Genomic DNA, 14,951 nt, shown 5'->3' with positions numbered 1-14,951 from the left:
CCTTGATTCACAAACATGAATCTTTGAAGGCTGCGGCACCTCGTGTCAGGAGACCGATTCGTCCGGCTGCAAACGTGTCAGACGCCGTCCCGCGTTGTCGCCGTCCGCGCCAGATAGACCGTCTGGGTGAAGGGGCGGTCCTGCAACGGATTGTGGAACGTGACCGGCTCGGCCCAGGCACTGGCGAAGACAGACGCCAGCCGGTCGGTGAAGCCGGCATCCGGCTGCGCATCGGACCAGAGGCCGAAGACGCCGCCGGGCTTCAGCCAGCGGGCCATCGCCTGCAAGCCCTCGGGCCGGTAGAACCCGGTGCTGCGGTCGTCGAGAAGCCAGTCCGGGGAATGGTCGATATCGACAAGGATCGCATCGTAGCGGCGGCCCGGCCTGCCCGGATCCAGCCCTTCGTCGCTGGCCGCGAGGGCGAAAAAATCGCCCTGCAGAAACCGGCAGCGCGGATCGGCGACCAGCTCCGGCCCGAGCGGCAGCAGGCCCTCCTCGTGCCAGTCGATCACCGCTTCCAGAAACTCAACCACCGTCAGCGTCGCGACCGCGTCGCTGTCCAGCACGGCGCGGGCGGTGTAGCCAAGGCCGAGGCCGCCGACCACGACGTCGAGCGCCTGGCCCTCCGCCGCCGCAACGCCAAGCCGGGCCAGCGCGATCTCGGACGCGGTGAACAGGCTCGACATGAGGAACTCCTCGCCGAGCTTGATCTCGAACACGTCCTGACCGACAGACAGCTCCCGGCGCCGGCGCAAGGAGAGCGCGCCGATCGGCGTCGGGCGATAGTCCAGTTCCTCGAAAAACGCGGACATGCGGCGCAAGGCTCCTCGGATGGCCGGCAATGGCGCCGGCTTGCCGGGAGGCAAGGACGCGGCGACCGGCGGACAGGGACGCCCGTTATCGGCGCAATCCGCCCGAACATCAAGAATGCAGCCGGACCGGAACGTCTTGCCGGAACAGGGGGCGGGAACAGGGGAGCAAACCCGCCTGCCGTCCCGCTCCGCCAGGCGGCCGGGACGGCGATGCGCAGGTCAGGCCGTCTGGATTCAGGCCGTCTGGCGCAGGACCTTGCGCAGCGTGTCGATGAGGCGGGCGATCTCCGCCTCGCCGATCGTCAGCGGCGGCGACATGGCGATGATGTCGCCGGTGACGCGGACCATGCAGCCGGCCTCGAAACAGGCCTTGAACACATCGTAGCCGCGAGCCCCCGGCGCGCCGGCGCGCGGCGCCAGTTCGACGCCGCCGATCAGGCCGAGATTGCGGATGTCGGCCACATGCGGCTCGCCCTTCAGGCTGTGCACCGCATCCTCCCAGACGGGGGCGATGTCGGCGGCGCGCGTCAGCAACCCGTCGCGGGCATAGATGTCGAGCACGGCGAGGCCGGCGGCACAGGCGATCGGATGGCCCGAATAGGTGTAGCCGTGAAACAGCTCGATCGTGCCTTCCGGCCCTTGCATGAAAGCGTCGTGGATGCGGTCCGTGGCAAAGACCGCGCCCATCGGCACGACGCCGTTGGTAAGGCCCTTGGCGGTGGTGAAGAGGTCCGGCATGACACCGAAGAACTGCGAGGCGAAGGGCGTTCCGAGGCGGCCGAAACCGGTGATGACCTCGTCGAAGATCAGCAGGATGCCGTGCTTGTCGCAGATCTCGCGCAGGCGCTTCAGATAACCCCTGGGCGGGATGAGCACGCCGGTGGAGCCGGCGACCGGCTCGACAATCACCGCCGCGATGGTCTCCGCGCCGTGCAGCGCGACAATCCGCTCGAGTTCGTCGGCAAGATGCGCGCCCCATTCCGGCTCGCCGCGCGAGAAGCCGTTATGCTCCGGCGCATGGGTGTGCGGCAGATGGTCGACGCCGGTCAGCAGCGTGCCGAAGTGGCGACGGTTGTTGACCAGCCCGCCGACCGAGATGCCGCCGAAGCCGACACCGTGATAACCGCGCTCGCGGCCGATCAGGCGGGTGCGGGTGCCCTCGCCGCGGGCCCGGTGCCAGGCGAGCGCGATCTTCAGCGCCGTATCGACCGATTCGGAACCGGAGCCGGTGAAGAAGACATGGTTGAAGCCGTCAGGCGCGATCTCCTTCAGCCGCTCGGCGAAATCGAAGGCCAGCGGATGGCCCATCTGGAAGGACGGTGCGTAGTCCATTTCCAGCAATTGGCGATGCACCGCGTCGGCGATCTCGCGATGTCCGTGGCCGGCATTGCAGCACCACAGTCCGGCGGTGCCGTCGAGGATCTCGCGGCCGTCGTCGCTGGTGTAGTAGAGACCCTGGGCGCCGGCCAGCATGCGCGGCTCGGCCTTGAACTGGCGATTGGCGGTGAACGGCATCCAGTAGGCATCGAGGCTGCGATTGCTGCGCGCCGGAATTTCGGTGTCGAGTGCGTCCATGTCGGCTCTCCCTTGCTGCGGCAAGGGTGCTCTCATTTTCCATCTTGCAACAGACTGTTTTTCATGGATTGCAAGCTGTTGATTTATATAAGATCAATTTGAAATCGTTAAGGATCGTGAACATGTCAAACGACACGGATACGGGTCTCGACCTCGGCAGACGCCTGCGTGCCCTGCGGCTCGCCCACGGATTGTCGCAGCGCGCGCTGGCGAAACAGGCCGGCGTCACCAACGCGACGATCTCCCTGATCGAGGCGGGACGCATGAACCCGTCGGTCGGCGCGCTGAAACGGGTGCTCGACGGTGTGCCGGTCAGCCTGTCGGATTTCTTTGCCTTCGAGCCCAAGGCCGAACGGCAGGTGTTCTTCGCCGCCGAGGAACTGACGGAAATCGGCAAGGGCCGGATTTCCTACCGGCAGGTGGGCGGCAACCTCTTCGGCCGCAGGCTGCAGATCCTGCACGAGCGCTACTCAGCCGGCGCGGATACGGGCCGGGCCCCGCTGTCGCATGACGGGGAGGAAGGCGGGATCGTGATTTCCGGCCGGCTGGAGGTCACCGTGGGCGATGAACGCAAGCTTCTCGGCCCGGGCGATGCCTACGCCTTCGACAGCGCGATACCCCACCGCTTCCGCGCCGTCGGGCCGCATGACTGCATCGTCGTCAGCGCCTGCACGCCGCCGAGCTTCTGATCTTCCTTGCAAGCGGGCGACACCTTATCGGCCAGCGGGAGCAGCTGGCCGGGAGGCGCGCCTGTTTCCGGCCTGGATCAGCGGCGCGGCGCGACGCGCCCGATCCACCCGAGCCCGTCGTCGGTCGTGGCGCGCGGCTTGTACTCGGCGCCGAAACATCCGCCGTAGCCCGCATCGCGCAAGGCCGGCAACAGCCAGCCATAATCGACCTCGCCGTGATCCGGCTCGGCCCGGTCGGGCACGGCGGCGAACTGGATGTGACCGATCAGGTCCATCATCCGGGCAGCTTCGCTGAGGAGATCACCGCGCATGATCTGCATGTGGTAGCAGTCATACATGATGCGGATGCCGTCGCCGCCACAGTCGGAGATGATCGCCGCGGCCGTATCGCAATCACTGAGGAAATAGCCCGGCACATCGCGGCTGTTGATCGGTTCGAGCAGCAGCGTCACGCCGTAGGGCGCGGCAAGGTCGCGGAACCGGCGCAGGTTGGCAACGAATGTCCGGCGCGCCTCGCTCCCTTCCGCCAGTCCCGCCATGACATGAATGTTCCCCGCATCGATGCGGCGGGCATAGCCGAGCGCCTGCTCGAAGGCGGCAAGTGCATCCGCCTCACGGCCGGGCAGCGCGGCAAGACCGAATTCGCCCTTCCCGGGATCGCCGCGCGACATGTTGAGGCCAAGCACGGGAAGCCCCGTCTCCTCGACCGCCGCGCGCAGCTCCCCCGCCGGAACCGCGTAGGGCCAATGCAGCTCGACGGCATCGAACCCGGCGCGGGCAGCAGCGCGCACCGCGTCCGGCAGCGGGAGTTCCGTCCAGAGAAACCCGAGATTGGCGGAAAGCAGCAATTGCGCAGGCGATGCCGTCCTGGTGGTCATGTCGGTCAGTCCCATTCCACGTCGAAGTGATCGACAATATCGCGCACTTGCGCATCGGTAAGCATTTTCGGATTGAGCCCGCGCGTCAGCAGCGCCAGGCGCGCGGTTTCCTCAAGCTCCTCCATCGCGTAGACGGCGGCCTCAAGATCCTTCGCCGCAACGACCGGGCCGTGATTGGCGAGCAGCACGGCGCTGCGCCGGCCGGCAAGTCCCCGGATCGCCTCGCCCATGGCGGCATCTCCGGGACGGAAGAACGGCAGCAGCTTCACCTTGCCGAGCCGCATGATCGAGTAAGGCGTCAACGGCGGCAGCACATTGTCCGGATCGGTCTCCGGCAGCATGGAAAGCGCCACGGAATGGGTCGAGTGCAGGTGCACGACGGCGCCGGCTTTCGCGCCGCGCGTCTCATAGAAGGCCGCATGCAGCGGCATTTCCTTGGTCGGCGCATCGCCGCCAATGTGCCGACCGCTCTCGTCGAAACGCGACAGCCGGGCGGGATCGAGCCGGCCGAGCGAGGATCCCGTCGGACTGACCAGCAGGCCCCCGTCAGGCAAACGCACCGAGACATTGCCCGAGGCGCCGCCGGTCAGGCCGCGATCGAAGATGGAGCGCGAGAGTTCGCAAACCAGCTCGCGCAGGCGCGCTTCCTCGCTCATGCCGGCCCCGGACGGTTTCCGGCAAGGGCGGCGATCGCCCGTTCGAAGAAGTCGAAAGCGCCGAAATTGCCGGACTTGAGCGCCAGCGCCAGTTCGGCACCCTCGACGCGCAGGGCCGGGACGCCCGGATCGATCTCCGGACCGATGCGCAGGGCCTCGCACCCGATGCCCCGAATGACCGCTCCGGAGGTCTCCCCGCCGGCGGAAACGAGACGCCGGATCCCGCCGGCCACAAGGGCCCCGGCAAGTTCGGCGAAGAACTCCTCGATCGCCTCGGCCAGCACCATTCCGCCATAGGCCTGCTGGGCGCGGCGCACCTCGTCCGGATCGGCCGAGGAATAGACAAGCGGCGCGCTGTCGGCGGCGGACAGGACGAAATCGACAATGTCGGCAGCCACGACGCGGCCTTCCATCACATCATCGGCGCGCAGTTCCAGCGACGGGTGGTTGCGGCGGTGATGCTCGACCTGGGCACGGGTCGCGCGCGAACAGGAGCCGGACAGGATGGCGCCCGGACCGTCCACCCCCTCGAACCCGGCGACCGACTCGCGCAGCAGGCCGGCGGCACGGAAATTCGCCGGCAGCCCCAGCGCAATGCCGGATCCTCCGGTGATCAGCGGAAGGTTGCTGGCGGCCGCGCCGATGGCGACAAGGTCGCTGTCGGATATCGCATCGACGACCACGGGTGCCGGACCTTTTCCGGCCTCCGCGGCCAATGCGGCGGAAATCGCCTCCGCGCCCCTGGCGACCACGGCATGGGCCACATGGGCGACCCGATGGCGGGTCTGGTGCGCCAGCCAGCGGCGGATGTCCGGATCGGTCATCGGCGTCAGCGGATGATCCTCCATGCCGGATTCGCTGAGCAGGCGATCCCCGACGAAAAGGTGTCCCTGATAGAGCGTGCGGCCCGTGGCCGGGAAAACGGGGCAGACAATCGCCAGATCCGTTTCCAGCCGATCCATCAGCGCATCGATGACCGGGCCGATATTGCCTTCCGGCGTGGAATCGAAGGTCGAGCAGTATTTGAACAGGAACTGCCGGCATCCTTGCGCACGCAGCCATTCGAGCGCCGCCAGCGACTGGGCAACCGCCTCGTCCACCGGCAGGCTCCGGGTCTTCAGCGCGACGACGCCCGCCTCGACGTCGGAGGCGGCCGGCCGCTCCGGCAGACCGCAATATTGCGTGACGGTCATGCCGCCCTTGACCAGCGTGTTGGCAAGGTCCGACGAGCCCGTCAGGTCGTCACCGATACATCCGAGCAGCATTGTCAGTCTCCGCCTTTGTCGTCATTTGCCGGAACGCCGGGCAAGGCGAGATTGCCCTCGCGCGCATAGACCTTGGCGACGGCGACATCGCCCTCGCGACCCAAGCCCGCCTCGCGGGCGGCGTGGAACCGTGCGAGCGCCGCCTTTGCCAAAGGCACCGACAGCGTGCCCTTTTCCGCCGCCTCTGCGACGATGCCGAGATCCTTGACGAAAATCTCGACCGCCGAGTGCGGGCGATAGTCGCCCGCCGCAATGAAGGGCCCGCGATTTTCGAACATCCAAGAGGTGCCGGCACAGCGCGATATGACATCGACCATGCGGCCGACCTCGATCCCCTGGCCCACACCGAAGGTCAGCGCTTCGGCCGTCGCCGCGATATGCACGCCGGCGAGCAACTGGTTGACGATCTTCATCGCCGAACCGGGGCCGGCCGCATCGCCAAGCTCGAAGACGGTTTCGGCCATGGCATCAAGCGCGCCGCGCGCGGCGGCAAAGGCCTCGGGCCGGCCGGAAGCCATGATCGACAGCCGTCCCTCGGCTGCCTTCGCGGCGCCGCCGGAAATCGGGGCATCGAGATAGAGCAATCCCTGCCTGGCGAGCCGCGCCTCGAAATCGACGGCGTGCTCCGGCGCGAAGGTGGCGCAGGAGATGACGACAGCGCCCGGACGCAGATGCGGCGCGATACCGTCCTCACCGAAGAGCACGGCCTCGGTCTGGGCCGCGTTGACGACGACGAGGACAACGGCGGCGGCCTGCCTGAGCGCCGCATCGCGGGCCGGCCTGTCGACGGCAACCCCTCCGCCGTCCGCTTCGAAGGCGGCCATGGCCGCCGCATCGCGGTCGATGCCGGTGACCGGCAGGCCGGCGCGCAGCAACGAGCGCGCCATGCCCAGACCCATGGCACCAAGGCCGATGATGACGACGGGGTCTGCGGCCGCGCTCATGACGCGGCTCCGGCGTGGTCCTCGAGATAGGCAGTGATGATGGCCTCTATCGAGGCATCGCCCGCAAAGCCGAGATCCAGCGCGCGGCGCGTGTCGAAAGCCTTCGGCCAGGTGGAGATGATCGCCTCGATGACGGGATCGGGCTGGTGGCGGATCCGGGCCACCGCCTCCTCGCCCGCCACCTTGCGCAGCGCCTCGATCTGCTCCGCCACGGTCACCGACACGCCGGGCAGGGTGATGTTGCGCCGGCCGCCCATGGCGGCGGTGTCGAGATCGCCGGCATGGACGAGATAGCCCACGGCCGCGCGCGGGCTCGCCAGCCAGTGCCGCACATCGGTGCCGACCGGCAGCACCGCCTCCTTGCCGGCGAGCGGCTCGCGCAGGATCGAGGAGAAGAAGCCGGAGGCGGCCGCGTTCGGCTTGCCCGGACGGATGACGATGGTCGGCAACCGCAGGCCGATGCCGTCGAAGAACCCGCGGCGGCTGTAATCGGCGAGCAGCAACTCGCCGATGGCCTTCTGTGTGCCGTAGCTCGACAGCGGCGTGACCACATGGTCGTCGCCGATGACATCGGGAAGCGGAATGCCGAAGACGGCCAGCGAGGAGGTGAACACGACGCGCGGGCAGTAGCCCGACCGCTGGTGCTCGGCCCGGATCGCCTCGAACAGCAACCGGGTGCCGTCCAGGTTGATCCGGTAGCCCTTTTCGAAGTCGCGCTCGGCCTCGCCGGAGACAATTGCCGCCAGATGATAGATCACGTCGGGACGGGCCGCGACGAGACGCTCCGCCTCGCCCGGCACACTGAGGTCACCGGTTTCGACGGCAACCGGCAGGTTGCCGTCCGGCACCCTTGCCGGCACCACGTCGAACAGGGTCATCCGCTCGAGGGCCGCTCCGGCAAGGGTTCCCCGTGCGGCCAGCGCCCCGGCCAATCCCTGGCCGAGCATGCCGCCGCCGCCGATGATGAGACAGGTCGTCATTGTCGCTCTCCTTGCGAACGGCAGGGACTGGCAGGAACTGGCGCTCCGGCATCGCCAACGCCGCCAGCCAGGATGGGTCCCGGTGGCAGTCCCTGGGGTCCGGACCTTAAATGCAGCGGCCGCCGTCGACCTCGAGCAGCACGCCGGTGATGAATTCCGCCTCGTCCGAGGCCAGGAACCCGCACGCCTTGGCAATGTCGAGCGGGCGCGACAGGCGCCCGAGCGGGATGCCGGCAATGACCTTCGCGCGCGTTTCCGGCGTGTCGTCTCCGGGCAGGAACTGGTCCGTGAGGCCGGTCTCGCCCATCACCGGATTGATGCCGCAGACGCGAATGCCGCGATCCGCCAGCTCCACCGCCATCGAACGGGTGATGGCGATCGCAGCACCCTTCGAGCCGTTGTACCAGGTCAGGCCGGGGCGCGGCCTGACGCCGGCGGTCGAGGCGATGTTGATGATGACGCCGCCGCCGTTCTTCTCCAGCGCCGGCACGCCGTGGACGGCCGCGTGGTAAAGCGACTTGACGTTGACCGCATAGACCTTGTCGAAGGTCGCCTCGTCGACGGTCAGCATCGACTGGTTCTTGTGGGTGGTGCCGGCATTGTTGACGATGATGTCGAGCTTGCCGAACCCGCCGGTCGCGGCCTCGATCATCGCCTTTGTCGAGGCGCTGTCCGTGACGTCGGCCGTGACCGCCAGCGCCGCCTTGCCGATTTCCGATGCCACCCGCGCGGCCGCATCGCCGCGAATGTCGGCGACAACGACCTTCGCCCCCTCTTCGGCGAAATAGCGGGCGATGCCCTCGCCATAGCCCCCGCCAGCGCCCGTGACGATGGCGACCTTGTCCTTCAGCTTCATGTGTGTCTCCAGAACCGGAGCGGCGTCGCCGCTACCTGTAGAACAGCTCGACAAGGCCGAGCGAGATGAATGGCACATACGTGACCAGCAGGACGCAACCCATCACCACCAGAACCATCGGAACAAGGGCCGGAATGATTTTCTGGATGGATATCTTCGCCACCGCACAGGCGGCGAAGAGGTTGACCCCGACCGGGGGTGTGAACATGCCCAGCGCCAGGTTGACGACGATGATCAGGCCGAAATGCACCGGATCGACGCCATAGGCGATGGCGATCGGGGCAAGCAGCGGCGCCAGGACCAGGATCGCGGCCGACGTCTCGACGAACATGCCGACAATGAACAGGAAGACATTCACCGCGATCAGGAAGCTGTACTTGTCGGTGAAGACCTCCTGCACCCATTGCGCGATGATCGCCGGCAGGCCGGAACGGGTCACGAGGAACGAAAACAGCCCGGCACCGGCGATGATGATCATGATGACCGTGCTGGAAACCGCCGAGGTGCGCAGCGCCGCATAGATTTTTGCCAAGGTCAGCGAGCGATAGACGAACACCCCGACGAAAAGCGCGTAGACGACGGCGATGGAGGAGGCCTCGGTCGGCGTGAACACGCCGCCATAGATGCCTCCGAGCACGATGACCGGCATCAGCAACGCCCAGAAGGCATGGAACAGCGCATCCAGCAGCGGCCGGCGCTCGTCACCGTCCATCTTGCCGTACCCTTTCACCCGGCAGAGCACCAGCAGGTACAGGAACAACGCGGCGGCGACGAGGATGCCCGGGCCAATTCCGGCAAGGAACAGCTGCCCGATCGAGGTCTCCGTCGCGACGCCATAGAGAATGAGCGGGATGGAGGGCGGGATCAGCACCCCGAGCTCCGCCGAGGACGCCTGGATCGCCGCGGCCGTGCCAACCGGATAGCCGTGCCGGACCATGGCCGGAATGAGAATGACGCCGATGGCAAAGGTGGTGGCAACGGATGACCCAGACACGGATGCAAAGATCATGCAGGTGACGACACAGGTGCAGGCGAGCCCGCCCTGGATGCCGCCGACCATCGACTTCGCCAGTTCCACCAGGCGCTCGGAAATGCCGGCTGCCGCCATCAGGTTGCCGGACAGGATGAACAGCGGAACGGCAAGCAGCGGAAAGGAATCGATGCTGGCAAAGATGCGCTGAACGGCAAGCAGCAGCGGCACCGTGGAGAAGAAGGTGATGCCGAAGGCGCTGGCCAGGACCAGCGATACGCCGATCGGAATCGCCGCCGCGAACAGGATCAGCAGCGAGAAGGCAAGGGCGGCATTCATATCTGCCCCTCCACATCCTTTACGCCGTCGGACGGCGCGGCATTCTCCTCGGACAGATTGACGATCATGCGCGCGATCACACCGGGCACGGCGAAGGCCGCTCCGGCGGGAAGCGCGGCATAGACCCAGGCAATGCTGATCTCGAGGCCGGCAAGGTTCTGCCGTTGAACGCGCATGGCCATGGCCGTGCCGTACCAGACGAGCAGGGCGAGGAAGGCAAGCGAGGCGATGCCGATCAGGACGATCAGGACCACACGCAGCGGCTTCGGCCCGACATCGAGCAGGAAATCGACGGCGATCATCGCCCCCTGCCGGAACGCGGCGGCAAGCCCGAGGAACACCATCCACATCATCGCCGAACGCGCGGCAACCTCCGACCAGGCGGAGGGATGGCCGAAAACGAAACGGGTCACGACCTGATAGAAGGTCAGCGCGACGATCACCGCCAGGGCAAAGATGGACAGCTCGAGAGCGACCCGGGTCACCCGGCGCTCGACGGCGAAGAACCACTGCATGATCGAACTCCTGCCGGGGTGGCCGCACAAGCGCCCACCCCGGAGATGCCGTGAGGCAGGCCGTGTTACTGAGCGGCCTGAATGCGCTTCAGCATTTCGTCGCCATACTTGGAGACAAACGTGTCATAGGCCGGGCTGACCGCCTTCTGGAACGCGGCCTGGTCGACCTTCTCGATCACCTTCATGCCGTTCTCGCGCAGCAGCGCGACGCCGTTGGCCTCGTCCGCCTCGACCTTGGCGCGGGTGGCCGCGACGGCGGCCGTGGCGGCCTCCTGGAACCAGCCCTTCTCCTCGTCGGAGAGACCGTCCCAAAGGCTCGGCGCGGCAAGGATGATCGCCGGCGAATAGACATGGCCGGTCAGCGTCAGGTTGTCCTGCACTTCCCAGAACTTCGAGGCGGTGATGACCGGGATCGGGTTTTCCTGGCCGTCGATCACGTGCTGCTGAAGGGCCGCGAACACCTCGGGAAACGCCATCGGCGTCGGCGAGGCGCCGGCCGCGCGGAAGGCTTCCATGTGCACCGGGTTTTCCATGGTGCGGATCTTCAGCCCGTCGAGATCGGCGGGCGTGTTGATCGGCCCCCGGGAATTGGTGACATGGCGGAAGCCGTTCTCGGACCATGCAAGGGCGACGAGATTGTTCTCGCTGACCTTCGCCAGAAGCTCCTGGCCGATCTCGCCGTCAAGGATCGAGCGGGCCGCGTCATAGTCCTTGAACAGGAACGGCAGGTCGAGAACCAGCGCCTCGGGGACGAAGTTGCCAAGCGGGCCGGTCGAGGAAATGGTGAGCTCGACGGAACCGATTTGCAGCCCCTCGATCACGTCACGCTCGCCGCCGAGCGCGCCGGCGGCCTGCTCGCGGATCTCGAACTTGCCATTGCTGAGCTCGGAGAGCGTCTTGGCAAACGCCTGCACGCCCATGCTGTAGTGGGAATTCTGCGCCGTGGAATGCGCGAAGTTCAAAACGGTCTGGGCCGAGGCGGCGCCGCCGAGCGCGAACGAGGCGGCAACGGCCGAGACGGCTGCGAAACTGCGGAAACGAAACATAGCGATATCCTCCCTGGTGTCTCCTGCACCGGCCGCGGAGTGTGTATGCGAACGGCCATCCAGTCAATACGTTTTACAACTTTTGCGTAACTGGTATGATGATTATAAGATAATCAACCCGATGACCGCTCGCCGGGACAGGCGCGGCGGCATCCCGGCGAACCGCAGAGCAGGTGGCGATATTGACCCAACGAGAGCTTTCGCCAATAAAACGAGGCATGGACAAGACCGCGCCACCACCGCGGTCGACGGACTTCGCCTTCGCCGACCTCCAGCAGAGCAAGGCCGAGCGGCTCGCCGACCGGGTCTACGAGAACCTGTTTCATGCGATCGTGACGGGGATGATCACCGCCGGCACCAAGCTGCCGTCGGAGAACACGCTTGCCGGCGAGTTCGACGTGTCACGGCCGGTCCTGCGGGAGGCACTCGACAAGCTGCGTGAGGACGGGCTGATCACCTCCGTGCGCGGGTCGGGCAACTATGTCCAGAACGCCATGGGCGCCCAGGGCGCGGATGTCGCCGGCGACAATGACCGGGAGGCCCTGCAGCGCATCGGCGACCTGCTCAACGGCATCGAATTGCGGCTGCTGATCGAGCCCGAGGCCGCCTATCTTGCCGCAAGGCGGCGCGGGCCGGCGGATATCGAGCGCCTGCGCGGCGCTCTCGACCGCTTCTCCGAAGCGATGCACAAGAACGCCATCATGCATTATCACGACTATGCGTTTCACGAGGCGGTGGCGATCGCAACGTGCAACCCCCGCATCGTCAACACCTTGAAATCACTGGAATACGACGTTACGCGCTCGGTGACTTTGATGCGCTTTCTGGTGAAGTTCCAGCCGCTCGTGCGGGCCGAGGCGGTGCAGGCGGAGCATGAAGACATCTTCCGCCACATCGAGGCCGGCGCCGCCAACAAGGCGAAACGGGCGATGCGGAACCATATCGAGCATGCCCGCACCCGCATGCTGACCAGCCAGCCGGGTTTCTGACCTCCGCACGCGCCCGGAAGTTGCGGGAGGACGTCCCGGGAAGGCGGCCCACCCGGGTGGCCGCCTCCCCAATCGTCCAGCACCGTCAGCCGTGCTTCAGCACCACCGTCTTGATGGTGGTGAAGCTGACCATTCCTTCAAATGCCTTTTCCCGCCCGTAGCCGGAGCGCTTCATGCCGCCGAAGGGCAGTTCGATCCCCCCGCCCGCACCGTAATTGTTGATGAAAACCTGGCCTGCCTCGATCGCGTGAGCGCAGCGCATCTGCCGGCCGCCATCCCGCGTCCAGACCGACGCCGTCAATCCGTAAGGGGTGGCATTGGCAAGACGGATCGCCTCGGCCTCGTCTTCAAAGGGAAACGCGGCAAGAACGGGACCGAAGATCTCGTCCTGCGCCAGCCGGCTCTCCGGCGCGGCGCCATCGAGAAGCAGCGGCGGATAGTAGAAGCCGCCCTCCGGCGCGGCCGCGTCCATCCGGGCCCTCGCGACCACCTTCGCGCCGTCGGCAAGGGCCGCATCGACCAGCTCGCTCACCCGGCGCAACTGCCTGGCGCTGACGATGGGACCGCAATCCGGATCGTCGATGCCCTGCCCGACCTTCAGTTCGGCGAACCTGGCAGCAAGGCGCTTCATCACCTCGTCGTAGATCGACCGCTCGATCAGGACGCGACTGCCGGCGGCGCAGGTCTGGCCGGCATTCTGGACAATGGCGTTGACGACCACCGGCAAGGCCTCGTCCAGATCGGCGTCGGCAAAGAGGATCTGCGGCGATTTTCCGCCGAGCTCGAGCGTCACGGGGACATGATTTTCGGCCGCGGCCTTCGCCACCGCCGTACCGGTCTGCGGCGAACCGGTGAAGGAGATGTGGTTGATGCCGGTATGCCCGGCGAGCGCGGCGCCCGCCTCCGTGCCGAGCCCGCAGACGATGTTGAGCGCACCGGCGGGAAGCCCCGCCTCGAGCGCGAGTTCCGCCATCCGCAGCGGGGTCAGGCAGGCATCCTCGGCCGGCTTGACCACGCAGGCGTTGCCGGCGGCGAGCGCTCCGCCGACGGAGCGGCCGAAGATCTGCGCGGGATAGTTCCACGGGATGATGTGGCCGGTGACGCCATGCGGCACCCGCAGCGCCATCACGGTCATGCCCTTCGTATAGGGGATGGTCTCGCCATGATGCTTGTCGGCGGCGGAACCGTAATATTCGAAATAGCGGGCCGTGGCGGCGATGTCGCTGCGCGCCTGTGTCATCGGCTTGCCGGTGTCGAGGCATTCGAGCTCGGCAAGCTCGGCGGCATGTTCGAGGATCAGGGCCGACAAGCGCATCAGGATGCGGCCGCGCTCCAGCGCCGACATGGCACCCCACGCCCCCTCAAAGGCCGCCCGCGCGGCCGCGACAGCCCTGTCGACATCGGCGGCACTGCCGCGCGGCAGGCGGGCGAAGACGCGCCCCGTCGAGGGGTCGAGGACATCAATCCCCTCGTTCGTTGCGCGGTCGGTGACCTTGCCGTCGATCACATGACCGAAGGCGGTGACGGAAGTCCTGTCAAGCATGGCGGATACTCTCGTATGGAGAAATGTCGGGCGTTGCCGACAGGCATCGCCCTTTGGCGAGAGAATGGCTCTTGCGCCTGAATGAGTCAATTCTGTTTACAGGTTTCGTCTGACGTGCGGATCAGTCCTTGTGACGATAGAGCGCGTCCGTGCGGTCCAGATGGCCTTCCATCGCCGTCGCCGCCCCCTCGCCGTCGCCTGTCGCAAGCCGGTCGACGATGGTGGCATGTTCGGCCAGCGTCTTGTGCTCGGCGCCCGACCAGAGCAGCATTTCCGAGTGATAGTTGAACAGCCAGTTCAGCATCGCGCCGCTGATGGCGGCAAAGATCGGGTTGCCGGAAAGCGCTGCGATGCGCCGATGGAAGGCGATGTCGGCGGCGATGAACGCGTCGGCATCGCCGAGGCTCTCGCGCTGCCGGTCGACCAGGTTGCGCAACTCCGCGATGTCCGCCGGCGCCGCGTTGGCGGCCGCGAGCCGCACCATGCCCGTCTCGAAGAACCGCCGCGCCTGTTTCAGGTGCTCCAGATTGTCCGGCGAGGCGGAGAGCAGCAACTGGGCGACGCCGTCAATCTGGCGGATCACCGTATCGGCCGTCAGCGCGCTGACGCGGGCCCGCTCCCCGTGGGAAATGCTGATCAAGCCCATCGTGTCGAGTGACTGCAGCGCCTCGCGCACCGCCGGACGCCCGACGCCGAAGCGGTCCATCAGGTCGCGCTCGGAGGGCATCGGCTCGCCGGGCGCGATCTCGCGGCGCGTGATCATGTCGAGCAGGCGCTCCAGGACCTGCTCGGAGAGCTTGCGCCGGACGATCCTGTCCCCCTCGCCATCGGTTGTGTTCAGCTTGCGCATGGCGCCTTCCTTTGCCCGGATCCCGCCCCACCTATAGCAACGGC

The 14,951-nt window shown here is 66.8% G+C and carries 15 protein-coding genes; 2 read left to right on the top strand and 13 right to left on the bottom strand.

Features of this window, described 5'->3' with window-relative positions; all coding sequences use genetic code 11:
• Positions 1–77: 77 nt before the first annotated feature.
• Positions 78–812, bottom strand: a complete 735-nt coding sequence (locus ACN0T5_RS13760) for a spermidine synthase (protein WP_417769173.1) — start codon at positions 810–812, stop codon at positions 78–80.
• A gap of 234 nt (positions 813–1,046) precedes the next feature.
• Positions 1,047–2,387: an aspartate aminotransferase family protein gene (locus tag ACN0T5_RS13755; protein WP_417769172.1), complete on the bottom strand. Its 1,341-nt coding sequence runs from the start codon at positions 2,385–2,387 to the stop codon at positions 1,047–1,049.
• Positions 2,388–2,509: 122 nt separating this feature from the next.
• Here ACN0T5_RS13755 and ACN0T5_RS13750 point away from each other — a divergent pair, with 122 nt between their 5' ends.
• Positions 2,510–3,076 carry a cupin domain-containing protein gene (locus ACN0T5_RS13750; RefSeq protein WP_417769171.1) on the top strand — a complete coding sequence of 189 codons (567 nt, stop codon included), beginning with the start codon at positions 2,510–2,512 and terminating at the stop codon, positions 3,074–3,076.
• A 77-nt stretch (positions 3,077–3,153) separates the two neighbouring features.
• Here the strand turns inward: ACN0T5_RS13750 and ACN0T5_RS13745 are convergent, their stop codons facing one another.
• From ACN0T5_RS13745 to ACN0T5_RS13705, 9 genes are all read right to left on the bottom strand, one after another.
• Positions 3,154–3,954, bottom strand: coding sequence for a hydroxypyruvate isomerase family protein (locus ACN0T5_RS13745; protein ID WP_417769170.1), 801 nt, complete (start codon positions 3,952–3,954; stop codon positions 3,154–3,156).
• A gap of 5 nt (positions 3,955–3,959) precedes the next feature.
• Positions 3,960–4,610, bottom strand: coding sequence for an aldolase (locus tag ACN0T5_RS13740; RefSeq protein ID WP_417769169.1), 651 nt, complete (start codon positions 4,608–4,610; stop codon positions 3,960–3,962).
• Complete coding sequence (otnK, locus tag ACN0T5_RS13735) at positions 4,607–5,875, bottom strand: 3-oxo-tetronate kinase (protein ID WP_417769168.1); 1,269 nt, start codon at positions 5,873–5,875, stop codon at positions 4,607–4,609. Before otnK ends, ACN0T5_RS13740 begins: the two co-directional genes overlap by 4 nt.
• A 2-nt stretch (positions 5,876–5,877) precedes the next feature.
• The gene (gene ltnD / locus ACN0T5_RS13730) at positions 5,878–6,819 is read right to left on the bottom strand and encodes an L-threonate dehydrogenase (protein ID WP_417769167.1); all 942 of its coding nucleotides are present in this window, start codon (positions 6,817–6,819) and stop codon (positions 5,878–5,880) included.
• The gene (gene denD / locus ACN0T5_RS13725; protein ID WP_417769166.1) at positions 6,816–7,799 is read right to left on the bottom strand and encodes a D-erythronate dehydrogenase; all 984 of its coding nucleotides are present in this window, start codon (positions 7,797–7,799) and stop codon (positions 6,816–6,818) included. The genes ltnD and denD overlap by 4 nt, the downstream gene beginning before the upstream one ends.
• 106 nt (positions 7,800–7,905) lie before the next feature.
• Positions 7,906–8,655 carry a glucose 1-dehydrogenase gene (locus tag ACN0T5_RS13720; RefSeq protein WP_417769165.1) on the bottom strand — a complete coding sequence of 250 codons (750 nt, stop codon included), beginning with the start codon at positions 8,653–8,655 and terminating at the stop codon, positions 7,906–7,908.
• Positions 8,656–8,686: 31 nt separating this feature from the next.
• Positions 8,687–9,964, bottom strand: coding sequence for a TRAP transporter large permease (locus ACN0T5_RS13715; protein WP_417769164.1), 1,278 nt, complete (start codon positions 9,962–9,964; stop codon positions 8,687–8,689).
• Complete coding sequence (locus tag ACN0T5_RS13710) at positions 9,961–10,479, bottom strand: TRAP transporter small permease (protein WP_417769163.1); 519 nt, start codon at positions 10,477–10,479, stop codon at positions 9,961–9,963. The genes ACN0T5_RS13715 and ACN0T5_RS13710 overlap by 4 nt, the downstream gene beginning before the upstream one ends.
• Positions 10,480–10,544: 65 nt before the next feature.
• Positions 10,545–11,525 (bottom strand): TRAP transporter substrate-binding protein, encoded by a 981-nt coding sequence (locus tag ACN0T5_RS13705; protein ID WP_417769162.1) that lies wholly within the window; start codon positions 11,523–11,525, stop codon positions 10,545–10,547.
• A 218-nt stretch (positions 11,526–11,743) separates the two neighbouring features.
• On the opposite strand from ACN0T5_RS13705, the gene ACN0T5_RS13700 reads away from it, so the two are divergent.
• Positions 11,744–12,514 (top strand): FadR/GntR family transcriptional regulator, encoded by a 771-nt coding sequence (locus tag ACN0T5_RS13700; RefSeq protein ID WP_417769161.1) that lies wholly within the window; start codon positions 11,744–11,746, stop codon positions 12,512–12,514.
• Between the two features lie 85 nt (positions 12,515–12,599).
• Here the strand turns inward: ACN0T5_RS13700 and ACN0T5_RS13695 are convergent, their stop codons facing one another.
• The gene (locus tag ACN0T5_RS13695) at positions 12,600–14,057 is read right to left on the bottom strand and encodes an aldehyde dehydrogenase family protein (RefSeq protein ID WP_417769160.1); all 1,458 of its coding nucleotides are present in this window, start codon (positions 14,055–14,057) and stop codon (positions 12,600–12,602) included.
• 121 nt (positions 14,058–14,178) lie between these two features.
• Positions 14,179–14,907, bottom strand: a complete 729-nt coding sequence (gene nanR / locus ACN0T5_RS13690) for a transcriptional regulator NanR (protein ID WP_417769159.1) — start codon at positions 14,905–14,907, stop codon at positions 14,179–14,181.
• Positions 14,908–14,951: the final 44 nt, after the last annotated feature.

The sequence above is a fragment of the Stappia sp. genome (assembly GCF_048261845.1).
GTDB lineage: Bacteria > Pseudomonadota > Alphaproteobacteria > Rhizobiales > Stappiaceae > Stappia.
The sequence above is the reverse complement of the archived record's forward strand: the minus strand, read 5'-3'. Positions and strand labels throughout refer to the sequence as shown.